This window comes from Bacillus sp. GW823-FHT06A11 (genome assembly GCF_058795355.1).
Map to the genome: position 1 here is coordinate 772,629 of NZ_JBXAHS010000002.1, position 23,004 is coordinate 795,632.

At 35.5% G+C, this 23,004-nt stretch carries 30 protein-coding genes; 21 read left to right on the forward strand and 9 right to left on the reverse strand.

The window, feature by feature from the left end; all coding sequences use genetic code 11:
- Positions 1-44 precede the first annotated feature (44 nt).
- Positions 45-281 carry a glutaredoxin family protein gene (locus AC1Q8L_RS12610; RefSeq protein ID WP_000717873.1) on the reverse strand — a complete coding sequence of 79 codons (237 nt, stop codon included), beginning with the start codon at positions 279-281 and terminating at the stop codon, positions 45-47.
- A gap of 232 nt (positions 282-513) precedes the next feature.
- On the opposite strand from AC1Q8L_RS12610, the gene AC1Q8L_RS12615 reads away from it, so the two are divergent.
- The 10 genes from AC1Q8L_RS12615 (at position 514) to AC1Q8L_RS12660 (ending at position 7,548) form a co-directional block, all read left to right on the forward strand.
- Positions 514-750 carry a YkuJ family protein gene (locus AC1Q8L_RS12615; protein WP_000055151.1) on the forward strand — a complete coding sequence of 79 codons (237 nt, stop codon included), beginning with the start codon at positions 514-516 and terminating at the stop codon, positions 748-750.
- Positions 751-991: 241 nt separating this feature from the next.
- Positions 992-1,141: a hypothetical protein gene (locus tag AC1Q8L_RS12620; RefSeq protein ID WP_000440540.1), complete on the forward strand. Its 150-nt coding sequence runs from the start codon at positions 992-994 to the stop codon at positions 1,139-1,141.
- Between the two features lie 74 nt (positions 1,142-1,215).
- Positions 1,216-1,734, forward strand: coding sequence for a ribonuclease H-like YkuK family protein (locus AC1Q8L_RS12625; RefSeq protein ID WP_000348490.1), 519 nt, complete (start codon positions 1,216-1,218; stop codon positions 1,732-1,734).
- Between the two features lie 123 nt (positions 1,735-1,857).
- Positions 1,858-2,049 (forward strand): antirepressor AbbA, encoded by a 192-nt coding sequence (abbA, locus tag AC1Q8L_RS12630; RefSeq protein ID WP_001188692.1) that lies wholly within the window; start codon positions 1,858-1,860, stop codon positions 2,047-2,049.
- Between the two features lie 168 nt (positions 2,050-2,217).
- Positions 2,218-2,661 carry a cyclic-di-AMP-binding protein CbpB gene (gene cbpB, locus AC1Q8L_RS12635; RefSeq protein WP_000623573.1) on the forward strand — a complete coding sequence of 148 codons (444 nt, stop codon included), beginning with the start codon at positions 2,218-2,220 and terminating at the stop codon, positions 2,659-2,661.
- A gap of 153 nt (positions 2,662-2,814) precedes the next feature.
- Entirely contained in the window at positions 2,815-3,699 is an 885-nt protein-coding gene (gene ccpC, locus AC1Q8L_RS12640; RefSeq protein WP_002094125.1) for a transcriptional regulator CcpC, read from the forward strand.
- Between the two features lie 71 nt (positions 3,700-3,770).
- Positions 3,771-4,493, forward strand: coding sequence for a 2,3,4,5-tetrahydropyridine-2,6-dicarboxylate N-acetyltransferase (gene dapD / locus AC1Q8L_RS12645; RefSeq protein WP_000783241.1), 723 nt, complete (start codon positions 3,771-3,773; stop codon positions 4,491-4,493).
- A gap of 62 nt (positions 4,494-4,555) precedes the next feature.
- Positions 4,556-5,686: an N-acetyldiaminopimelate deacetylase gene (locus AC1Q8L_RS12650; protein ID WP_000218671.1), complete on the forward strand. Its 1,131-nt coding sequence runs from the start codon at positions 4,556-4,558 to the stop codon at positions 5,684-5,686.
- Positions 5,687-5,933: 247 nt separating this feature from the next.
- Positions 5,934-6,800: a hypothetical protein gene (locus tag AC1Q8L_RS12655; RefSeq protein WP_001167322.1), complete on the forward strand. Its 867-nt coding sequence runs from the start codon at positions 5,934-5,936 to the stop codon at positions 6,798-6,800.
- A gap of 82 nt (positions 6,801-6,882) precedes the next feature.
- Positions 6,883-7,548, forward strand: coding sequence for a potassium channel family protein (locus AC1Q8L_RS12660; protein ID WP_000504032.1), 666 nt, complete (start codon positions 6,883-6,885; stop codon positions 7,546-7,548).
- Between the two features lie 38 nt (positions 7,549-7,586).
- On the opposite strand, the gene rnjA is transcribed toward AC1Q8L_RS12660, so the two are convergent.
- Entirely contained in the window at positions 7,587-9,254 is a 1,668-nt protein-coding gene (gene rnjA / locus AC1Q8L_RS12665) for a ribonuclease J1 (protein ID WP_000670375.1), read from the reverse strand.
- A 4-nt stretch (positions 9,255-9,258) separates the two neighbouring features.
- Entirely contained in the window at positions 9,259-9,471 is a 213-nt protein-coding gene (locus tag AC1Q8L_RS12670) for a DNA-dependent RNA polymerase subunit epsilon (protein ID WP_000576435.1), read from the reverse strand.
- Between the two features lie 547 nt (positions 9,472-10,018).
- On the opposite strand from AC1Q8L_RS12670, the gene AC1Q8L_RS12675 reads away from it, so the two are divergent.
- Positions 10,019-10,792 (forward strand): Cof-type HAD-IIB family hydrolase, encoded by a 774-nt coding sequence (locus AC1Q8L_RS12675; protein WP_000998269.1) that lies wholly within the window; start codon positions 10,019-10,021, stop codon positions 10,790-10,792.
- A 60-nt stretch (positions 10,793-10,852) separates the two neighbouring features.
- Here AC1Q8L_RS12675 and def read toward each other — a convergent pair whose 3' ends face one another.
- Both def and AC1Q8L_RS12685 read right to left on the reverse strand, forming a co-directional pair.
- Positions 10,853-11,407 (reverse strand): peptide deformylase, encoded by a 555-nt coding sequence (gene def, locus AC1Q8L_RS12680; RefSeq protein ID WP_000957039.1) that lies wholly within the window; start codon positions 11,405-11,407, stop codon positions 10,853-10,855.
- A gap of 168 nt (positions 11,408-11,575) precedes the next feature.
- A complete protein-coding gene (locus AC1Q8L_RS12685) occupies positions 11,576-11,722 on the reverse strand; it encodes a YjcZ family sporulation protein (protein WP_000274562.1) in 147 nt (48 codons plus the stop codon).
- A gap of 514 nt (positions 11,723-12,236) precedes the next feature.
- Here AC1Q8L_RS12685 and pdhA point away from each other — a divergent pair.
- The 5 genes from pdhA to AC1Q8L_RS12710 all read left to right on the forward strand — a co-directional run bounded on the left by pdhA (position 12,237) and on the right by AC1Q8L_RS12710 (position 17,594).
- Positions 12,237-13,352 (forward strand): pyruvate dehydrogenase E1 component subunit alpha, encoded by a 1,116-nt coding sequence (pdhA, locus tag AC1Q8L_RS12690; protein ID WP_000536895.1) that lies wholly within the window; start codon positions 12,237-12,239, stop codon positions 13,350-13,352.
- 3 nt (positions 13,353-13,355) lie between these two features.
- On the forward strand, positions 13,356-14,333 hold the full coding sequence (gene pdhB / locus AC1Q8L_RS12695; RefSeq protein WP_000068163.1) for a pyruvate dehydrogenase complex E1 component subunit beta: 978 nt from the start codon (positions 13,356-13,358) through the stop codon (positions 14,331-14,333).
- Between the two features lie 93 nt (positions 14,334-14,426).
- Positions 14,427-15,716: a pyruvate dehydrogenase complex dihydrolipoyllysine-residue acetyltransferase gene (gene pdhC / locus AC1Q8L_RS12700; protein ID WP_000863420.1), complete on the forward strand. Its 1,290-nt coding sequence runs from the start codon at positions 14,427-14,429 to the stop codon at positions 15,714-15,716.
- A 5-nt stretch (positions 15,717-15,721) separates the two neighbouring features.
- Positions 15,722-17,134, forward strand: coding sequence for a dihydrolipoyl dehydrogenase (gene lpdA, locus AC1Q8L_RS12705; protein WP_000260104.1), 1,413 nt, complete (start codon positions 15,722-15,724; stop codon positions 17,132-17,134).
- Positions 17,135-17,366: 232 nt separating this feature from the next.
- Complete coding sequence (locus AC1Q8L_RS12710) at positions 17,367-17,594, forward strand: hypothetical protein (protein ID WP_000697470.1); 228 nt, start codon at positions 17,367-17,369, stop codon at positions 17,592-17,594.
- 1 nt (position 17,595) lies between these two features.
- Here AC1Q8L_RS12710 and AC1Q8L_RS12715 read toward each other — a convergent pair whose 3' ends face one another.
- On the reverse strand, positions 17,596-17,988 hold the full coding sequence (locus tag AC1Q8L_RS12715) for a DUF1885 family protein (protein WP_001163297.1): 393 nt from the start codon (positions 17,986-17,988) through the stop codon (positions 17,596-17,598).
- A gap of 130 nt (positions 17,989-18,118) precedes the next feature.
- Here AC1Q8L_RS12715 and AC1Q8L_RS12720 point away from each other — a divergent pair, with 130 nt between their 5' ends.
- The 4 genes from AC1Q8L_RS12720 to AC1Q8L_RS12735 all read left to right on the forward strand — a co-directional run bounded on the left by AC1Q8L_RS12720 (position 18,119) and on the right by AC1Q8L_RS12735 (position 19,100).
- Entirely contained in the window at positions 18,119-18,415 is a 297-nt protein-coding gene (locus tag AC1Q8L_RS12720; protein ID WP_000462038.1) for a DUF3055 domain-containing protein, read from the forward strand.
- A 195-nt stretch (positions 18,416-18,610) separates the two neighbouring features.
- Entirely contained in the window at positions 18,611-18,739 is a 129-nt protein-coding gene (locus AC1Q8L_RS12725; RefSeq protein ID WP_000536778.1) for a GapA-binding peptide SR1P, read from the forward strand.
- A 59-nt stretch (positions 18,740-18,798) separates the two neighbouring features.
- On the forward strand, positions 18,799-18,927 hold the full coding sequence (locus AC1Q8L_RS12730) for a GapA-binding peptide SR1P (protein ID WP_000536803.1): 129 nt from the start codon (positions 18,799-18,801) through the stop codon (positions 18,925-18,927).
- A 44-nt stretch (positions 18,928-18,971) separates the two neighbouring features.
- The gene (locus tag AC1Q8L_RS12735) at positions 18,972-19,100 is read left to right on the forward strand and encodes a GapA-binding peptide SR1P (RefSeq protein WP_000536796.1); all 129 of its coding nucleotides are present in this window, start codon (positions 18,972-18,974) and stop codon (positions 19,098-19,100) included.
- Between the two features lie 36 nt (positions 19,101-19,136).
- Here the strand turns inward: AC1Q8L_RS12735 and AC1Q8L_RS12740 are convergent, their stop codons facing one another.
- Both AC1Q8L_RS12740 and speA read right to left on the reverse strand, forming a co-directional pair.
- The gene (locus AC1Q8L_RS12740; RefSeq protein WP_000635337.1) at positions 19,137-19,967 is read right to left on the reverse strand and encodes a protein-glutamine gamma-glutamyltransferase; all 831 of its coding nucleotides are present in this window, start codon (positions 19,965-19,967) and stop codon (positions 19,137-19,139) included.
- 75 nt (positions 19,968-20,042) lie between these two features.
- Positions 20,043-21,515, reverse strand: a complete 1,473-nt coding sequence (speA, locus tag AC1Q8L_RS12745) for an arginine decarboxylase (RefSeq protein WP_000084899.1) — start codon at positions 21,513-21,515, stop codon at positions 20,043-20,045.
- Between the two features lie 369 nt (positions 21,516-21,884).
- Between speA and AC1Q8L_RS12750 the strand changes: the two genes are divergently transcribed.
- Positions 21,885-22,154, forward strand: a complete 270-nt coding sequence (locus tag AC1Q8L_RS12750; RefSeq protein WP_000456546.1) for a UPF0223 family protein — start codon at positions 21,885-21,887, stop codon at positions 22,152-22,154.
- Positions 22,155-22,235: 81 nt separating this feature from the next.
- On the opposite strand, the gene AC1Q8L_RS12755 is transcribed toward AC1Q8L_RS12750, so the two are convergent.
- Positions 22,236-22,862 carry a YktB family protein gene (locus AC1Q8L_RS12755; protein ID WP_000155318.1) on the reverse strand — a complete coding sequence of 209 codons (627 nt, stop codon included), beginning with the start codon at positions 22,860-22,862 and terminating at the stop codon, positions 22,236-22,238.
- Positions 22,863-23,004 lie beyond the last annotated feature (142 nt).

Consider the following 23,004-nt stretch of genomic DNA (forward strand, 5'->3'; position numbering starts at 1 on the left):
CTACAAACAGCGGGATAAGAATAGGAATAGGTATTTACCTATTCCTATTCTATATTGAGTAGTTGTTGTAACTTTTCAATTTGAAAACCTGCAACTACTTCGCCATCAATTACGACTGTTGGAGTTGAATAGGAATCATAGTCGTTTAAAAGACGGTTGCGAGCAGCAGCGTCTTTTTTTACGTCAAATTCTTCATATGCAACGTTATTATGCTTCAAAAATTCTTTCACAATAACACATGGCGGACAATCAGGTTGTGTATAAACCTCAATTTTTTTCATTGTAATTCCTCCCTTTTTCTGTTTTTTATTATATTCTTCCAGTATGAAAACCGCAATAAAGAAGAGGAAATATGTTCTTTCTGTTTTTTCCTTCGCATTTCGACAAATTTTAGTTGAGTTTCTGGCTAATAACCTTTATCCTAGAGTGTGGAACATTTTTTCTGTTATGACGGATAGAATGAGTATAGCTGTAAAACCTATTGGTAGGAAGATCAGAGAAAGGAGAGATTTCATGTCTCTACTCCAAGGAATTTTAACTCGACTTGTTAGTCTACAAGAACAAGCTGAAAGCGGTGAAGTAGCACAACGCTATTTTGAAGTGAACGGTGAGCGCAAATGTAGCGTGAAATTTTTCGATAAAAGTGAAATGTATGAGTTAGAAGTGTATCAACAAGGTGAAAAACCTCAAGTGTACCAATTCGATAATATCGACATGGTTGCAATTGAGATTTACGATATCATTTCTTGATACATATAAAAAAGGTACTGCCATATGGCAGTACCTTTTTTAGTTCTATTACTTTCCAGCGTAATGTATAGAAGTTTTTTATTTTTCCTACAATGGTATTAAAATGAAAATTTAATCCGTGCAAGTTTGCTTATCCATGTGGATAAGTAGTCCCGTCAACCGGGTGAATATGTGAAGCTAAACTTCTCACAATTGCTGGGTTCTGCAAATAGCGGGAGAAATATAACTAGGAGGTTATCGTATGGAACGTTTACCAGTTGTGATTTGTCCTAATTGTCAAAGTTCTGCTGAGATTATTCATGTATTAACGGCTCAATCTAATCAAAATGTAATTTATACGTGTCAAGTTTGTCACTTTGTAATTCGAAATATTGAAACGAATAAAGGATAGGAAGTTATAATTTTAGTTTTTGTCCCATACAATGAGAATACGAAAAGTCTGTCTAATTGAAAGGACGTGACTCTGTGGACGGTGCACATAAATTTTACAATGTTTCAGAGAGACATTTAAATTTTGATATGGTCTTTAACCGTATTTGTAGTTTCATTGAAAAGGATCCGCGAAATTTGTATCGATTATCCATTGGGACAGACTCGCAAGCGCATCAAAAGGATACGAGGTTTATTACAGCAATCCATATTCATCGTGTTGGAAAAGGTGCCTGGGGTTGTTTACACCATAGATCAGTAAAAGATAAGCCAGCGACCTTACGTGAGAAAATATATTTAGAAACGCAGTTTAGTCAAGAAATCGCATGTCTATTTACGCCTACTCATATACAAACAATATGGGAGTTATTGCATCCTTATGCTCAAGATGGGGCTGGATTCATAATGGAAATTCATTTAGACATTGGGAATGATGGTTTAACAAGAGAATTTATTTTAGATATGACAGAAAAAATTCGAGCGATGGGATTAACTGCAAAAATTAAGCCGGATGCTTATGCGGCGTTTAGTTATGCAAATCGATATACGAAATGATTTTTTGTATGTTTATAATTGCTACATATCTTTTGGTAAAAACTGAATATTACATCTATTAAATAGGTTAAATTTTTTATATAATAAGAGTGAGTAACGATGCGAGTGTAAGGAGAGGGGTATATGCAAAGGGAAGTTGTTTTAACGAAGGAAGAAGAAAGTTTACTACTAGATATTTTATTTCAGCAAAATTATGCAAGTGAAATTTTAGCTGTGGAACTTACGGACATTGAGAATGGTTTGAAACAGACAGATGTGATGCAATATAAAAAAATCACAAGGTTATTTTACAGATTAAAAAATAAAGGGTATTAAGCGCTACCGGAATGGTAGTCTTTTTTTTGTGCTGTATGCTAAAATAGCTGTGTGATTGTATTTTTATTGAAATAAATTTAGGACAAAATAATAATATGAAAACGCTGTCATAAAATGTGAATAGAGTTATGAACATAAGCAGGAAAAAGGGAAAATGGGGGATGTAATATGATTAGTATTCCGAAAGACGAATTTCAACAAATTCTTGTGAAGGATTTAATGATTTCATCGGAAAAAGTAGCTCATGTCCAAATTGGAAATGGTTTAGAACATGCTTTACTCGTTCTTGTGAAATCTGGATATTCGGCGATACCTGTCTTAGATCCAATGTATAAATTACATGGTTTGATTAGTACGGCCATGATATTAGATGGTATGTTAGGATTAGAGCGTATTGAGTTTGAAAGACTTGATGATATGAAAGTAGAGCAGGTGATGAAGGAAGATATACCTTTTCTTAAATTAGAAGATTCATTTGCAAAAGCTTTAGAAATGACAATTGATCATCCTTTTATTTGCGCTGTTAATGAAGAAGGCTATTTTGAGGGGATTTTAACACGTCGGGCTATTTTAAAATTGTTGAATAAGAAAGTAAGGCAACATAATCGATAACGTGAGAAAAGTGACTTCATAGAAACGAAGAAGTCACTTTTTTTTCGTGCATATCACTTGTGTATGTATTATATTAAAAAAGACATAAAACATAAGGGAAGTTTGCGCTGAAAAATTGTATTTTCTGAATGAAAGCTTAATGGAATAAGGTGTATGGAAGCTAAGGAAAGAGGGAGAAAGTTGCAAATTGATGATTTTCAAATGATGGTTGTGTTAGCTCAGGAATCAAATATGAGAAAAGCGGCGGAACGTTTATTTGTTTCACAACCTGCGCTGAGTCAACGATTACAATCTATGGAGAAACAATGGGGAATGAAGTTTTTTATTCGCTCACAAAAAGGATTGACAATTACACCTGAAGGGGAAAAAGTTGCAAATTATGCCAAAGAAATGTTGCAAAAGGAAGAGGATATAAAAAGTGAGCTAGCTGTTTTTAGAACGGAAACTCATGGAACTTTAAAAATAGCTGTTGCATCAGTTATTGGTCAATATTGGCTCCCTCCTGTTTTGAAAAAGTTTGTGCATAAATATCCTTCTGTAAAGATATCGCTGTTTACTGGATGGAGTAGTGAAGTGCAAAAGCAGTTTTATGAAGGAGACGTTCATGTTGCTATACTGAGGGGAACACAAGAATATAAAGGTCAAAAGCAACAATTATTTGAAGATGAACTGTATTTAGTTGATAAAGAAATAAAAGATATTTCGATGCTAAAAGAAACAAATAGACCGTTCATTCAATTTAAAAGTGACTCAACTTATTATGGACAAATACAAAATTGGTGGTATGGTTTATTTTCTAATCCGCCTAAGCGAACGATTGTAGTTGACCAAATTGAAACATGCAAACAACTTGTTTTAAATGGTATAGGTTACGCCCTTTTACCTTCTACTGTTTTAAAGGAAGTACAGGAAAATATGTATAAAACACCTGTTCAACTGACGAGAGAAACATGGTTGTTAACAAGTGACTCGGCAAGGCAGTTGAAGCAAGTACAAGCATTTTTAGAAATTATAGAAGAAATTCAAAGGGAAAAATAAGATTATTATCTTGCTACTCGCTCTTTCGTTTGGTAGAGTAACATTATAAATGGATTTAGGAGGCAACAAGAATGAAAATGATGGACGCTAACGAAATTATTTCGTTTATTCAAAAAAGTGAAAAGAAAACTCCTGTAAAGGTATACATAAAAGGGGATTTAAAAGAAGTAACATTCCCTGAAACAGTACAAGCATTTGTGAATAAAAAATCAGGTGTATTATTCGGAGAATGGTCTGAAATTAAGACAATTCTTGATGAGAATAATAAGCACATCGTTGACTACGTTGTAGAAAACGATCGTCGTAATTCTGCAATTCCAATGCTTGATTTAAAAGGTATTAAAGCTCGCATCGAGCCAGGTGCTATTATTCGTGACCATGTTGAAATTGGTGACAACGCTGTAATTATGATGAATGCAACAATTAACATTGGTGCTGTAATTGGTGAAGGTTCTATGATCGACATGAACGCAGTACTTGGTGGACGTGCAACAGTCGGTAAAAACTGTCACGTAGGTGCAGGTGCTGTACTTGCAGGTGTTATTGAGCCACCTTCTGCAAAACCAGTTATCGTTGAAGATGATGTAGTAATCGGTGCAAACGTAGTTGTTTTAGAGGGTGTTACAGTAGGTAAAGGTGCAGTTGTAGCAGCAGGAGCTGTTGTAACAGAAGATGTGCCTCCATACACAGTTGTTGCAGGTACTCCAGCACGTGTAATTAAAGAAATTGATGAGAAGACAAAAGCAAAAACAGAAATTAAACAAGAGCTTCGTCAATTAAACCCAGAGAAATAAAAAGTAAAAAAGCGTAAGAGCGTAAATGGGCTCTTACGCTTTTTATAGATAGAGGTGCAAAAATGACAGTAAGCAAATTTGTCCAAATTCGTAGAGATCTACATAGAATTCCAGAAATCGGATTTAAGGAATGGAAAACACAACAGTATATTTTAGATTATATAGGAACACTTTCTCATGAATTTGTGGAAGTGAAGACATGGAAAACGGGTGTAATCGTTAAAGTAAATGGAAAAAATCCAGAAAAAATAATAGGTTATCGTGCAGATATAGATGGTCTGCCAATTACAGAGGAAACTGGATATGAGTTTGCTTCTATTCATGAAGGAATGATGCATGCATGTGGCCACGATGTACATACAACAATCGGTTTAGGCCTTCTAACGAAAGCTGTGAGCGAAAGAATAGATGATGACCTTGTATTTCTATTCCAGCCAGCAGAAGAAGGACCAGGCGGTGCTCTTCCTATGTTAGAAAGTGAAGAGTTAAAAGAATGGAAACCAAATATAATTCTTGGTCTTCATATTGCACCAGAATACGCTGTAGGGACAATTGCAACGAAAGAAGGACTGTTATTTGCTAATACTTCAGAATTATATATTGATTTAAAAGGGAAAGGTGGCCATGCTGCCTATCCGCATACTGCAAATGATATGATTGTTGCAGCGAGCCATCTTGTTACACAGCTTCAATCCGTTATTAGTCGCAATGTAAATCCTCTTGATAGTGCAGTAATTACAATCGGGAAAATTACAGGTGGTACGGTTCAAAATATTATTGCAGAAAAATCTCGTTTAGAAGGAACGATTCGAACATTATCAGTGGAATCAATGAAGCGTGTGAAAAGCAGAATTGAGGCAATTGTTGCAGGTATCGAAGCTTCTTTCCAGTGTGAGGCGATTATAGATTACGGAGCAATGTATCATCAAGTATATAACCATGAAGAGTTAACAAGAGAGTTTATGCAATTTGTACATAAACAAACAGATATGAATGTTATTACATGTACTGAGGCAATGACAGGTGAAGATTTTGGTTATATGCTTCGAGAAATCCCTGGATTTATGTTTTGGCTTGGAGTAAATTCAGAATATGGTTTACATCATGCAAAATTAAAACCAGACGAAGAAGTGATTGAAAAGGCAATTACATTTTTAAGCCAATATGTAAAGTGGAAAGGGAATAGAAAATAAAACTTCCGCTTTATTGAAGGTTCCAAAAAACTTTTTGTTATGAGGTGTAAGTAACGCTCGTATAGAGTGATTTTAGACATTTACATACAAATGAAAGAATAAAGTTAATTGGACTGTTTTAATAATGAGCAGGGGGTTTTTAGCCACTGCTCATTATTAATTATTTGACTAACTTATATATGTTTACTTTTAGTATGAAAAGTGTGTAAAATCAATGTGAAACATAGAAAAAAGGGTGGGGAATTACGTGCAAATTAGCAGTGCGATTTTATGTTTCGTCTTATATGCGTATGTTATTATTGCGGCGGTTTATTTTGGGATAAGTTTTTATGCCTATCGTTTAGTCGATAATAATGAATATGACGAAACATACAAATGGGTGAAGAGATATTTATCACCTGTACTAGAAATTATGAATGGGTTTGTGCTCTTTTTATTTATTGGATTAATTGCTTTCTCAACGAGTTTAGTAGGGAATAAAACTACGTTATTTGTATTAGGTATCATTATTTTTATGTTGTTAGGAATAAGGATTGGTAATACGGTCTTTTGGAATGAAAGAAAAGTAGATGGTTGGACGGGAATGTTAATTCCATGCATGTTAGCTGCAATCGTGACAAATATAGAACATGAATATTATCAATTACATTTTTGGCTTATTATCGTTTTAACAATTCTTTCTGTTTTGTATATAAGCACAGTAGTACTAACATATATTGCACATGAAAAAGGTGATGTTAAAGGCACTCGTTTCTTTAGAGGACGGGCATTATTTTGGAGTGTGCCGACGATGGCAGTTATCGCGCTTATTGCGATATTAGTAAATGGATATCAATTTTCTAGTTGGCAACTATTTTTAGAAAATTGGTGGATCTTTATCTTTTCGTTTATTGCTTTTTTAGGTGCAACGCATTATTTATTCCATCAACATCATTACATATGGGCGTTGTTATTTGCATTCATACAGCTTCTATTTGCCTTTTTTGGTCAAGAAACATTATTATTCGTTTTTGAAACATTTAGTTCGTTTGGAAATATATTTGTATTTGCTATGTTACTTGTTGGTATCGCTTTTTACTTGCAACAATATTTTTATATACAAAAACAAAAATAAGAGCTAATTACAGTTTTTGTGACGCATATAAAGTGTGTTACACTGAAAATAAATAGTACTTGAAGTTATTGGAGGAATTCCTGTGGGTGAGAAAGAAAAAGAATTTGCTGTCATTGGACTTGGTCGCTTTGGTGGAAGTATTTGCCGAGAACTAGCTCAATTAGGTATGGAAGTAATGGCAATCGACTCAGATGAGGATAAAATTAATGAATTTGCAAATATAGCTTCGCATGCTGTAATTGCAGATTCAACAGATGAGATGGTATTAAAAAGCCTTGGTATTCGAAATTTTGATCACGTAGTCGTTGCTATTGGAGATAATTTAAATTCAAGTATTCTAACTACTTTGATTTTGAAAGAATTGGGTGTAAAAAATATTACTGTAAAAGCTCAAAATGATTATCATGAAAAAGTGTTAAGTAAAATAGGTGCAGATCATATTGTGCATCCAGAACGTGATATGGGAAAAAGGATTGCTAATAATATTGCATCAAGCAATGTGTTAGACTACCTTGAGCTTTCAGATGAGCATAGTATTGTAGAGATTATTGCGAATAAAAAAATTGATGGGCACTCTTTAATTGAATTAGATATTCGTGCGAAGTTTGGATTGAATATTGTAGCAATTAAACGAGGTAAAGAAGTTATCGTATCCCCTCGGGCTACGGAGAATATTCAAGCAGGAGATATATTAATTGTCATTGGTCATGACGATGAAGTGGATCGATTTAAACACTTTTTAAGATAAGAGAAAAGGACAATGCCTTCATAGCATTGTCCTTTTTCTTATATTTCCATAATGATTGGTAAAATCATTGGACGGCGTTTCGTTTTCTCATATAGGAATGGAGCTAATGTGTCTGTAATTTCATTTTTAATTTCAGACCATTGTGTTGTTTTACGCTCCATTACTTTTTCTAAATGAGTTGTAATTAATGTTTGTGCATCATTGATTAAATCGCTGCTTTCACGCATGTAAACGAAACCGCGTGAGATGATATCAGGTCCTGCTGCAACTTTAAATTCTTTCATATCAATGCTTACAACTACAATTACAAGTCCTTCTTCAGAAAGGATACGACGATCTCGTAATACGATATTGCCGATATCCCCAATACCGTTTCCATCAATGTAGACCGAACCAGATGGGATTTTTCCAGCTACGCTAGCTTCATCAGAACGTAAAGCAAGAACATCGCCATTATCCATAATGAAGCAATTTTCTTCAGGGATACCACAATCATTTGCTATGTTCATGTGCATACGCTGCATACGATATTCACCATGAATTGGCATGAAGTACTTCGGTTTAATTAGACGTAACATTAACTTTTGTTCTTCTTGTCCACCGTGTCCACTTGTATGGATATTTGAAAGTTTCCCGTGAATTACATCAGCGCCAGCGCGGTACAACATGTTAATTGTACGACTTACGCTAATTGTATTTCCTGGAATTGGTGAAGAAGAGAAAACAACTGTATCTCCAGGAATAATTTGAATTTGGCGGTGTGTACCGTTTGCAATACGTGAAAGTGCTGCCATCGGTTCACCTTGACTACCTGTACATAAAATAACAACTTTATTAGCTGGTAAGCGGTTTAGTTGAGATGCATCTATGAATGTATCTTTCGGGCAACGAATATAACCAAGGTTTTGTCCGATTTCAATCGCTGCTTCCATACTTCGACCAAACACAGCTACTTTACGGTTGTTTTCAACAGCAGCTTCAATAACTTGTTGTAAGCGGTGAATATTTGATGCAAAGGTTGCGAATATAATCCGTCCGTCTACTTTACGGAAAATGTCTTGAATGCTATCACCAACGCGACGCTCAGACATAGTAAAGTTTGGAACTTCACTGTTCGTACTATCAGATAATAGACATAGCACGCCATCTTTACCGATTTCAGCCATTTTTGTTAAATCAGCTGGTTCACCAACTGGTGTGAAATCAAATTTGAAATCACCTGTATGAACAACTTGACCTTGAGGTGTTTTCACAACAACGCCGTACGAATCTGGAATACTGTGAGTTGTACGGAAGAAGGATACAGACGTTTTTTTGAATTTAATAACGTCATCTTCTTGAATTTCGTAAAGTTTTGCTTTACGAAGTAAGCCGTGTTCTTCCAATTTGTTTTTGATGAGTGCAATTGCTAATTTTCCGCCGTAAATCGGGATGTTCACTTGACGTAATAGGTAAGGGATTCCGCCGATATGATCTTCGTGACCATGTGTAATGAATAACCCTTTAATTTTATCTTCGTTTCGCACAAAATAAGTGTAGTCTGGTATTACATAATCGATTCCGAGAAGTTCGTCCTCTGGAAATTTAATTCCAGCATCAATTATAATAATTTCATCTTGAAATTGAACAGCGTATGTATTTTTACCGATTTCACCAAGCCCACCGAGAGCAAATACAGCAACTTGGTCGTTTTTTAGAAATTTCATATCGCTATACGATTTCCGCTAATGTTAAATCAGCGTTTTCTTTTTCATATTCAAGATGAGCGCCAGTAACAGACTGAACAAACTCGATATTATATGCGAACTTATTTAATTTTGTACGAACATCCTTTTCAGACGTAGCCTCTAAATATAAAACTTTTGTATTTTCACGTACTGGAACCTCAGTTAATTTTTCTTGATAAAATACTTTAAAAATCATTTGGAAAACCTCTCCTTGTCTATGTTTTGCATTATCTGTTACTTATTATAAAGCAAACAGTCACGATTTTCATGTTTTTTCGAATGAGAATGAAGAAAAAGCCCGAAATGGGCACAATTTAAGCGATTGTCTTTTTACGGACTAGACCGTTTAAATAACGCTTGAGCTTTTTCTTCAGCTTCTTCAGCATGATTACTCCTTCCTTTCCTTATTTTAAACATGCATATTACTAGTGAGAATTCTATCTCTGATATAAGAGATAGGACAAAAGTGAATGGTGAGTCTTGTCCTTTCCCATACAGTGAAAGTTATTCTATAGTAACGATTAGTAGCCGTTAGTTATAGGTATAGTATGAGGAAGAATGGAAAAGAAAATTCATCTGAACAAGTATCCACATGTTTTACTAATATATATATGCAAAGTTTACAAATAAGGTCAGAAAGGGAACGCTTTCTTCACAGATGTTTAATATGTTATACTTTTTTTTAGAATTTGAAAAGTGATATTCAAAATAGGAATATAGAGTGCCAGAAAGGATTTTGACAAATGAATGATAAAATTGTCTTTTTTGATATTGATGGAACATTATTAGATCATGATAAAAAAATTCCACAATCTACACGAGATGCAGTAAAACAGTTACAAGAAAAAGGTGTACATGTAGCAATTGCGACAGGGCGCGCGCCATTTATGTTCGAAGATATTCGTAAGGAACTTGATATACATAATTATGTTAGTTTTAATGGACAATACGTTGTCTTTGAAGATGAGGTAATATTTAATAATCCGTTACATCCAGATGCTTTACATAAGTTTACTCAGTTTGCAAAACAAGAAGGATATCCACTTGTATATCTTGACCATCAAGATATGAGAGCATCAGTGGAATATCATGATTATGTGAAAGAAGGCTTTGGAAGCTTAAACTTTGAGCATCCAGCATATGAGCCTAATTTTTATGAGGAACGTAATATTTATCAAACACTACTTTTTTGTGAAGTAAATGAAGAGGAAAAGTTTATTAATCATTATCCAGATTTTCATTTTATTCGTTGGCATGCATATTCAATGGATATCATTCCGAATGGTGGTTCTAAGGCAAAAGGAATTGAGAAATACATTGAAAAGTTAGGTTTTAATCGTGATCAAGTGTATGCATTTGGAGATGGTTTAAATGATTTAGAAATGATTGAAGCCGTTGGCACAGGTATTGTGATGGGAAATGGCCATGAAGACTTGAAAAAACTTGCAAATCATGTGACAAAGGATGTTAGTGAAGACGGTATATATCATGGACTAAAGTGGGCTGGATTGCTATAAGTGAATATGGAACCCATTTCATAATAAAGAGGCGGAAGTTAATCTTCCGCCTCTTTATTATTATCGCTCTAGAGGTTTGGAATCATCAGGAGCGGCAAAAGGATTTTCTTTATTGATATGGTCATAGAACATAACGCCATTTAAATGGTCAATCTCGTGTTGGAATACGATTGCTGGTAAACCTTTTAAACGCAATTTTACTTCTTCGCCGTTAATAGAAGTTGCTTTTACTGTAATTCTTGTATAACGAGGAACATAACCAGGTACTTCGCGGTCTACAGATAGACAGCCTTCACCACCCTGTAAATATGTACGTTCAACAGAATGGCTAATGATTTTTGGATTGAATAATGCATGGCTATATAATGTACCATCCGCATCGGTTACATGAACTGCAATCATTTTTTTGGAAACACCGATTTGCGGAGCCGCTAATCCGATTCCAGGGCGTAAACTATATTTTTCAGCCATTTCAGGATCTTGGCTATTTATTACGAATTCAATCATTTCTTTTAAGGTAGTTGTATCTTCTTCGCTTGCCGGTAATGACACCTCTTCTGCAACGTCGCGCAAAATAGGATCTCCTTCGCGAATAACATCTTTCATTGTAAGCATATGTAATCTCTCCTTTCCTCTTTAGTCTACCAAAGGAGAGGGAAAAAGTCATCGGCAAGAAAGGGTAGGCATTTTGGAAATCGTTCTATTATAGAGTAGTTATGTATGTGATAAACAGAAAAAGACGGCAAAGCCGTCTTTTTCTTTCCATAGTTGTTTCGTTTTACATTAGCGAATGCAAGCAGCACCAACGATAATTAAAAGAATAAACAACACAACGATTAAGGCGAAGCCGCGTCCAGACCCGCCACAAGAACCGCCATAACCGTAGGAAGGATATGAACAAGTTGGATAGCAATATGAGTATCCGTACATGAGATGACCTCCTTTATCATTTCCCGCTAATACTGCGGTTACTATAATGTATGGAAGAGGGGGTGGAAATGTATAGGTATTTACCTAAAAAAGGAAGAGTAGTTTGTATATTTTTGTTACGAAGAGAGAAAAACTAAAGAGAATTAAATCGTTTACATATTATTCTAAGAGAAAAAATAAGTGAAAAAGGGAATAATATAACAGTAGGTCAATGCTTACTAATACAGATGTAAAAAATAAAAACACGTTTGTGTAGTAGAAACCTGCATATTATTTATAAAAAAACGTATTCAAAGTAATTGACATCGTAATTAGAATAGTTGTAAACTAAAAAACGTGATCAAGATTGTATTAATATGTTTCTGAAAAAACATTAGTACAGATTGTTAGGTACACAAAATTATTCTCAACCGACAGACAAACATGTTGGTTTACATCGTTGCGCTTTTTAAACTGGAAAATAGCCAGTGAAAGCGTTTCAGAATATGGTTCAAGAGAGGAAGAGGTGAACGGAATGGGTACTAAAACAAAAAAGACCCTATTTAATGTTGATGAGCAAATGAAAGCTATCGCAGCTCAATTTGAAACATTACAAATTTTAAATGAAAACGGTGAAGTTGTGAATGAAGCAGCTATGCCTGAATTATCTGATGATCAATTAAAAGAATTAATGCGTCGTATGGTGTATACACGCGTATTAGATCAACGTTCTATTTCTTTAAACCGTCAAGGACGTTTAGGTTTCTACGCACCTACAGCTGGACAAGAAGCTTCTCAATTAGCGAGTCATTTCGCACTTGAAGCAGAAGACTTCATCTTACCAGGGTACCGTGATGTACCACAATTAGTATGGCACGGATTACCATTATACCAAGCATTCTTATTCTCTCGTGGACACTTTATGGGTAACCAAATGCCTGAGAATGTAAATGCATTAGCTCCACAAATCATTATCGGTGCGCAAATCATCCAAACTGCTGGTGTTGCGTTAGGTATGAAACTACGTGGTAAAAAATCTGTTGCAATTACTTACACTGGTGACGGTGGTGCTTCACAAGGTGACTTCTACGAAGGTATGAACTTTGCAGGTGCATTCAAAGCTCCAGCAATCTTCGTTGTTCAAAACAACCGTTATGCAATTTCTACTCCAGTAGAAAAGCAATCTGCAGCTAAAACTGTAGCACAAAAAGCAGTAGCAGCAGGTATTTACGGAATTCAAGTAGACGGTATGGATCCATTAGCTGTATACGCAGCAACTGCTTTCGCTCGTGAGCGCGCAGTAAATGGCGAAGGCCCTACTTTAATCGAGACTTTAACATTCCGTTACGGTCCACATACAATGGCTGGTGATGACCCAACTCGTTACCGTACAAAAGATATCGAAAACGAATGGGAACAAAAAGACCCAATCGTACGCTTCCGTAAGTTCTTAGAAGCTAAAGGCCTATGGTCTCAAGAAGTTGAAGAGACAGTAATCGAAGAAGCAAAAGAAGATATCAAACAAGCAATTGCTAAGGCTGACCAAGCTCCAAAACAAAAAGTAACTGATTTAATGGAAATCATGTACGAAAAAATGCCTTACAACTTAGCTGAACAATATGAAATTTACAAAGAAAAGGAGTCGAAGTAAGCCATGGCTCAAATGACAATGATTCAAGCAATCACTGATGCTTTACGCGTTGAAATGAAAAATGATCCTAACGTACTTGTATTTGGTGAAGACGTTGGTGTAAACGGTGGTGTATTCCGTGCTACTGAAGGTTTACAAGCTGAATTTGGTGAAGATCGTGTAATGGATACTCCACTTGCAGAGTCTGGTATTGGTGGACTTGCAGTTGGTCTTGCACTTGAAGGATTCCGTCCAGTTCCAGAAATCCAATTCTTCGGTTTCGTTTTTGAAGTAATGGATTCAATTTCTGGTCAATTGGCTCGTATGCGTTACCGTTCTGGTGGACGTTGGACTGCTCCAGTAACAGTTCGTTCTCCATTCGGTGGTGGTGTTCATACTCCTGAACTACATGCTGATAGCTTAGAAGGATTAGTGGCTCAACAACCTGGTCTAAAAGTTGTTATTCCATCTACTCCATACGATGCTAAAGGTCTTTTAATCTCTGCGATTCGTGACAACGATCCAGTTATCTACTTAGAGCATATGAAATTGTACCGTTCATTCCGTCAAGATGTACCAGAAGGCGAATACACAATTGATTTAGGTAAAGCTGATATCAAACGTGAAGGTACAGATGTATCTGTTATCGCTTACGGTGCTATGGTTCACGCTGCATTAAAAGCTGCTGAAGAACTTGAAAAAGAAGGTATCTCTTTAGAGGTTGTTGACTTACGTACAGTTCAACCATTAGATATCGAAACAATCATCGCTTCTGTTGAAAAAACAGGTCGCGTAGTTGTAGTTCAAGAAGCTCAAAAACAAGCTGGTATTGCAGCTAACGTTGTAGCGGAAATTAACGACCGTGCAATCTTAAACTTAGAAGCTCCAGTTGTACGTGTTGCAGCTGCTGATACAGTATTCCCATTCTCTCAAGCAGAGAGCGTATGGTTACCAAACCACAAGGATATTGTTGAAGCTGTAAACAAAGTAATGAACTTCTAATTTTTAGTTTTTCATGTGCAAAAGAAATCAGCACATGCTGGTTTCTTTTGTACATATTCCATAATAATGAAATGAATCAGGGGGCTGAATTCCGTGGCATTTGAATTTAAACTACCAGATATCGGTGAAGGTATCCACGAAGGTGAAATCGTAAAATGGTTTATTAAACCAGGCGATGAAGTAAATGAAGACGATGTACTTCTTGAAGTACAAAATGATAAAGCAGTAGTAGAAATCCCTTCTCCTGTTAAAGGTAAAGTACTTGAAGTACTTGTAGAAGAAGGAACAGTTGCAATCGTAGGAGATACATTAATTAAATTTGATGCTCCTGGATACGAAAACCTTAAATTTAAAGGTGACGATCATGATGAAGCTCCAAAAGCTGAAGAAGCAGCAGTAGAAGCTCCAGCAGCGGAAGCTACTCCAGCAGCAACTGCAGAAGTAGTAAATGAGCGCGTAATCGCTATGCCATCTGTTCGTAAATACGCTCGTGAAAAAGGTGTAGACATTCATAAAGTAGCTGGTACTGGTAAGAACGGCCGTATCGTAAAAGCTGACATCGATGCATTTGCAAATGGTGGACAAACTGTAGCAGCAACTGAGGCTCCAGCAGCAGTAGAAGCTACTCCAGCAGCAGCGAAAGAAGAAGCACCAAAAGCACAACCAATTCCAGCTGGTGAATATCCAGAAACTCGTGAGAAAATGAGTGGTATCCGTAAAGCGATTGCGAAAGCAATGGTTAACTCTAAACACACAGCTCCTCACGTAACATTAATGGATGAAGTTGATGTAACTGAGCTTGTTGCTCACCGTAAGAAGTTCAAAGCAGTAGCAGCTGACAAAGGTATTAAATTAACTTACCTTCCATACGTTGTTAAAGCTTTAACATCTGCATTACGTGAATACCCAATGTTAAACACTTCTTTAGACGATGCATCTCAAGAAGTAGTTCATAAACATTACTTCAACATCGGTATCGCAGCTGATACAGACAAAGGTCTATTAGTACCAGTTGTTAAAGATACAGACCGTAAGTCTATCTTCACTATTTCTAACGAGATCAATGATCTTGCTGGTAAAGCACGTGAAGGTCGTCTAGCTCCAACTGAAATGAAAGGTGCTTCTTGCACAATTACAAACATTGGTTCTGCAGGTGGACAATGGTTCACTCCAGTTATCAATCACCCAGAAGTAGCAATCCTTGGTATCGGCCGTATCGCTGAAAAACCAGTTGTGAAAAATGGTGAGATCGTTGCAGCTCCAGTATTAGCATTATCTCTAAGCTTTGACCATCGTTTAATTGACGGCGCAACTGCTCAAAAAGCGTTAAACCAAATTAAACGTCTATTGAATGACCCACAATTATTAGTAATGGAGGCGTAATAACAATGGTAGTAGGAGATTTCCCAATTGAATTAGATACAGTCGTTGTTGGTGCAGGTCCTGGTGGATACGTTGCGGCAATTCGTGCAGCACAATTAGGTCAAAAGGTAGCAATCATTGAAAAAGCTAACCTTGGTGGCGTATGCTTAAACGTTGGATGTATTCCTTCAAAAGCGTTAATCAATGCAGGTCATCGTTATGAGAATGCAATGCATTCTGATGACATGGGTATCACTGCAGAGAACGTAAAAGTTGACTTTACAAAAGTTCAAGAATGGAAAAACGGCGTAGTTAAGAAATTAACTGGCGGTGTTGAAGGCCTTCTTAAAGGTAACAAAGTTGAAATCATTCGCGGTGAAGCTTACTTCGTAGATGCTAATACATTACGCGTTATGACTGAAGATGCAGCTCAAACTTATACGTTTAAAAATGCTGTTCTTGCAACTGGTTCTACACCAATCGAAATTCCAGGATTCAAATACTCTAAACGTGTTATCAACTCTACAGGTGCTTTAAGCTTACCTGAAATTCCTAAAAAACTTGTTGTAATCGGCGGCGGTTACATCGGTATGGAATTAGGTACTGCATATGCTAACTTCGGTACAGAAGTTACTGTAGTAGAAGCTGGCGACGAAATCTTAGCTGGTTTCGAAAAAGCTATGAGCTCTGTTGTTAAACGTGCTCTACAGAAAAAAGGTAACGTAAATATCCATACAAAAGCTATGGCTAAAGGCGTTGAAGAAACAGAAACTGGCGTAAAAGTTAGCTTTGAAGTTAAAGGTGAAATCCAAACTGTAGAAGCAGATTACGTATTAGTAACTGTAGGTCGTCGTCCAAACACTCAAGAAATCGGTCTTGAGCAAGTTGGAGTTAAAATGACTGACCGCGGCATCATCGAAATCGATGAGCAATGTCGTACAAATGTACCAAACATCTATGCAATCGGTGATATCGTTCCTGGACCACCATTAGCTCACAAAGCTTCTTACGAAGGTAAAGTAGCTGTAGAAGCAATTAGTGGCCATGCATCAGCTATCGATTACATCGGAATTCCTGCAGTATGCTTCACTGATCCAGAATTAGCATCTGTTGGTTACACTAAAAAACAAGCTGAAGAAGCTGGAATGACTGTAACTGTATCTAAGTTCCCATTCGCTGCTAACGGTCGTGCATTATCATTAAACAGCACTGACGGTTTCCTACAACTTGTAACACGTAAAGAAGATGGTCTTCTTGTAGGTGCTCAAGTTGCAGGTGCAGGTGCTTCTGATATTATCTCTGAGATTGGTTTAGCTATCGAAGCTGGAATGACAGCTGAAGATATCGCTCAAACAATCCATGCTCACCCAACATTAGGTGAAATCACAATGGAAGCAGCTGAAGTTGCTCTTGGAATGCCAATTCACATTGTAAAATAATTTAAGTAATGTAAATAGCCCCTCTCTTATTGTAAGAGAGGGGCTATTTTTATTTTCATCAAATGACTTGCAAGGTCTTTAAATGTACTTGTCGAATGAATATATAATACTTTAACAAATGATTTAGGCGTAACTTACTTCAAAGGTAATATATATCATCCTATAATATGTAATTGATTCAAACTTAACCCCATATATTAATAAAATAGAGCATGTCAAAGGAGAAGGTTCCATGAAAATATTACATGTTATATTTTATCATTTACTACTATGGAGTGGCTTTTCCACTGTATTAACATTATCGAATGGTGATAAGTTTCATTATAAAGTTATTCTTTTTTTCGTATTCCTGTATTTAGCCTATGTAATAGCGTATTTTGTATTACACGTAAGAAAGCAAGCGTTATTTCTTACATGTTCGAATTGTATACTATTTTTAATCGTATTATTTATTTTTTAAATTAACGTTTATAAAAATACATTGTTCTTCCATTAAATAATTGTAACTCTCCTTCTAATTTCTTCGCTAAAAAACGGCAAAATTCATTTGCTTTCCCTTTGTCACCATATGTTGCATTAGGTGGTAAAGAAACTTGGATGAAAAATTGTTCATTTTCTATACCAACACCAATATAAATTGAGTCATACCGGTCGTGATTAGATTGAAGTTTTAATGTTGTTGTAGATGTATCTAAAATTTCATAAGGAAAAGCGGTATTTGTATACGTGTAATTAATTTGGGCACCAGTTTTAGAAGTAACTGTTTTATAATAATGAAAAAGTTGTTTTATATCATCTATTGAAACAGATTGTTGGTTGGATTTTGGTACAAGCGTAATAAAGGCGTGTTGCATATAAGTTCCCCCTAACTTAGTAGAATACTATCATTCTACATCCTACTGAATTTTTTGACAATTAAAAGGAGTATTACATGTTTTGTTTAATATACTATTAATGAAACGTGATGTAGAAAGGTGGAAACCAATGTTTGAAAAATTGTATGATGAGCATGAAAGTGTGAAGGTACGATTTTTAGGGTTTATGACACATGATACACGTTATGATTTTGGTGTTATTTATACAAATATGTTTTTTGGAAAACCGCTCATTGTTTGTATGCAAACAGGAAGGTCTACTTTACTCGGAAGAGATGATGTAGAGAATGTTCAATATATACAGGAGATTTTTAAATTAGGATCAGAAGAGGAAGCGAAGGAGTTAGCTCAGTTTTTCAAATTTCTAGTTCCGTCAACTTCTTTACATGCGGAATATGAAGAATAATTAATGTGAAACAGTCGTACTTATAAATATGGCTGTTTTTTATTTGAATATCGCATACTAATTAAAATTTAAAATATTTAATGTGTTATACTAAAAACCTATTGACGTAAAAAGTATAACATATTAAAATAAAGACAGAAAGTTAAGCGGTTACAAAAAAGTTTTTGGGATTATAAACTTAGGGGGAAATGAAAAATGGGAACAATCGTATGTCAAGATTGTGAAGGTACAATTGCACACTTCGAAGATGAGAAAGTAACGGTACTTTACGGGAAATGTGGATCTTGCGGATGTGATCACACAGAGCATACAAAAGCCCAATAATTGATAGGAAATGGACAGCTAAAAGTTTTTAGGACCATAAACTTAGGGGGAAATGAAAAATGGGAACAATCGTATGCCAGGTATGTGAAGGAACAATCGGACATTTTGAAGATGAGAAAACGACAGTACTTTACGGAAAATGTGGAACAAATTGTGACTGTGCTAGAAAAGATAATGCGAAAGCTTAATGATAGATAAATAGATTACTATTAAAACTCAGGGGGAAATGAAAATGGGAACAATCGTATGCCAAGTATGTGAAGGAACAATTGGACATTTTGAAGATGAAAAATCAACAGTACTATACGGGAAATGTGGATCTCATTGCGAATGTGACCATAAAGAACATACAAAAGCTTAATAATAAGAAAAAGCGCCTACATGTGTAGGCGCTTTTTTAATAAATTGTAGTTGTATGGCCAACTGTTGCAACGATTGCATCATCTCTAATTGGAATAAAGCTTATGGATGTCTGTGGTGTACTAGAAGAAGCGTATTGGCTCATTATACGGCTATCTATACGGGTAATAGTATCGGTCAAGAAAGCTGAAATAAAAGCGTAAGGGACTCGTCGTTCATTTAATGAATAAATAATTTCTTCTTTTGTTTTTACACCTACGCCATGTCCGTAAAAAAAGAAATTTCCTAAATAGATTGTGTTTTCTCCTTGCCACTCAATCGTAGCTGGATTCACTTGTGGGTTTTTAAAGTAAACGAGGTCACCTGGAACAAGATCGCCACCGTTTTTTGTTATGAGTCTTAGATCTTGATCGTAGTCCCATGTATAAAGTAAAAGGTTTGCAAATAGACGATTGAAAGTTTCTTCCTCATACAATGATAATAAAGCTTTATAAAAAATAATGATCATAGCGGTTGCGCATTCAGTTCCATATAGTTTTCCGTTTTTGAAAATATCTTGTATGGCAATAGAAGGTGGTATGTTTGGAAGAAGCTCGAATCCTCCAAGGGATGTTCTTTTCCAATACTGGGGGTTGCAAAAGGATTGTTGAAATGTGCGAAACTGAAATCCACTTTGAAAAAGTTCTAGTGCAGAGATAATAATATTAACTCGTAAATTGAGATCAAAGCTGAGTTCATCAGCTGTTCGGAAGGAATAAACTTCTTGATTTCCTGCCATTATTGATAAAATTTGTTGTTTCTCTGCTGCAAATGGCTCATATTCATTTGTAATATAAGGATGTACAATAGAACGGCCTATTACAATCATAATAGTATCCCCACCTATACGTTACATTCTTTAGTATCGTATGAAGAAAAGGAAAAAAGGTGAAAAAAAAGCCTATCAACTGATAGGCTTGTACTCTTTAATAACACGTAATGTTTGTAATGTCATATCTTCAGGACCTTGTACAGGTAAACCTGCTTCTAAGTTTTTACGAATATACTCTAAGTTTTCTTGTGTAATAATTTCCCCCGGAGTAAAGATTGGAATCCCTGGCGGATAAACCATAACAAAATCAGCTATAATACGACCCGCTGCATTTTCAAATGGAATGACTTCTGTTTCCGAATAAAAAGCATCTCGAGGAGAAAGTGCTAGCACTGGAATTTCTGGAATCTCTACTTGTACTTGAACACCTTTATCTGCCCTATTTCTAAATGTTGCTGCTAAATCTTGTAATGCTGCAATAAGTGTATTTGTATCACTTTCTGTGTCTCCTAAAGTGATAAGACATAGTATGTTGTATAGATCTGAGAGTTCTACTTCAATGTTATATTGCTCTCTAAGCCATACTTCAGCTTGGTGGCCGGTAATACCTAAATCTTTTACAGATACAATTATCTTTGTAGGATCATAGTTAAAGGTAGCATCTGTACCTAACATTTCTTTTCCAGGACAGTAAAGATGCTCAATAGAATTTATAGCATCACGAACATGTTCAGCTAATTGTATTGTTTGTTCTATGAGTGCTGTTCCTTCTGTAGCAAGACGTTTTCTCGCAACATCAAGTGATGCTAACAAGATGTAAGAAGTTGATGTAGTTGTAAGCATGCTAATAATAGATTGGACATGTTTTACATTCACCAAGCCTTCTTTCACATTAAGAATAGAACTTTGAGTTAAAGAGCCTCCTAATTTGTGAACACTTGTTGCTGCCATGTCTGCACCAGCTTGCATCGCTGACATCGGCAATTCATCGTGAAAATGAATATGAACACCATGAGCCTCGTCGACTAGTACAGGGATGTCATAAGAATGTGCTAATTGTACAATCTGTTCTAAGTCTGCAGCAAATCCAAAGTACGTTGGGTTAATAACAAGTAAGCCCTTTGCATCTGAGTGCTCTTCAAGTGCTTTTTTGACAGATTGAATTGTGATTCCATGAGAAATACCGAGTTTCGGATCGATTTCAGGATGCATGAAAATCGGTTTTGCACCTGAGAAAATAATAGCTGACATTACTGATTTATGCACGTTTCGTGGTACTAGGATTTTGTCACCAGGACCGCAAACGCTCATCACCATTGTCATAATAGCGCCACTTGTACCTTGAATAGAAAAGAAAGTATGATCTGCACCGAATGCAGCGGCTGCTAAATCCTGTGCTTCTTTAATCATACCTTTTGGATGATGTAAATCATCGAGTGGCGCAATATTAATTAAATCAATTGCTAATGCATTATGCCCAATAAATTCGCGAAATGTAGGATCCATGCCCTGTCCTTTTTTATGACCAGGAATATGGAATTGAATTGGATTTCGCTTACTGTGCTCAACTAAAGCGGTAAACAATGGTGTTTCGTATTGGGACAATCTATACACCCCTTCTTCTTCATAATATTTAGTATAATTTGTTTTATATAATCCTGCTCTAAAAAAGGTAAGTTCTTTTTTTAGAATGAGGCTTGTTTTTCTGCCATTCAAAAAATCGGTTTTGAGATGGTAGCTTCACTTTATTTTCTATAAAACAAAAGCATTATATCACCAATAATTATAGATGTATAGAAAAAAATATTTTTAAGGTGAGTATGTTTAATAGTTAGCCTCAACTAATGAATAGAGGAAGACAATTCCATTAAAATGAATAAATAGTGTATAATGCAGAGTGGCTATAATGAAGAATAAAATATTCTCTTTAAGATAGCATAATGAAACAAGAAGAAATGATAAATGAGGTGCGAAATGGAATATCAATATCCGTTAGATTATGATTGGTCAAATGAGGAAATGGTTATTATTGTGAAGTTTTATGAAGCAATTGAGAAAGCTTATGAAAAAGGAATTATAAGAGAAGAATTAATGGGTTTATATCGTCGTTTTAAAGAGATTGTTCCATCGAAAGCAGAAGAAAAGAAAATTGATAAAGAGTTTCAAGAAGTAAGTGGATACTCTATATATCGTGCTATTCAAAGAGCAAAGGAAGTCGAAGAACAAAAGCTTGTAAAAATGTAAAAAATATTTTGAAAAATAAAAACTGAAGTGATATAATGTGATAACAACTAAAAACGGACAATATAAATTGTCCGTTTTCTACTATCGATTACAAAGTGCATATAAAGGAAGGAGTGATTGCATCGTAGATTCAATCTTAGCAAGGAATTGTTCGTTGGTCATTGCTGAAAACTCCTCTGGTGATATATGAATACCAACTAATAATTCTGCTTTTTTTACAGTAGCTAGTCGTTCAATCATCTTTTGTAAGTCTTCGGTTTCAAGTGTTTTATGTAATTTCACACTTGGTTTAGTATGGTCAATGGACCAAACGAAGTCATTTGGAATATTTGTTTTTAAATCATTTAAATGTTCTAAGAAGGCATGAGCCGTCTCAACTTTTTGTGGACACTCATAGATTAAACCAAAGTATATGAAGGCATGAGTACCCCATAAGCCGATTTGGAAATGCGGTAGCATTTTATATCCTCGTTTATTTGTTGAAAAAGCAACCCAAGTATCGTTTGGTGGATTGACTTTGCGACGTGCGTGTTTTGCAACATGATAAAAAAAGTTCTCATCAGTGTGTTGGGATAAGTATTCTGCAAATTGTTCCCCTAAAGCTTCTAGCTTAGGATGAATGTTCGTTTTAATTGCACTCATTCGTTCTTCGAGACCATCAACTGTAAAGACATCAAAATCAGTTGACTTGAATGTTTGTATTGTCATGATTGTTCCTCCAACTCCTATTTTGCTTTTATTTTAGCATAGCTTGTACTATTCATAAAAAAAACAGCACAAAAAAATTTAAATAAAAAAATATAATTTTGTTGCATAGATGATTTATCCAACATAGTATAGTATAAAACAA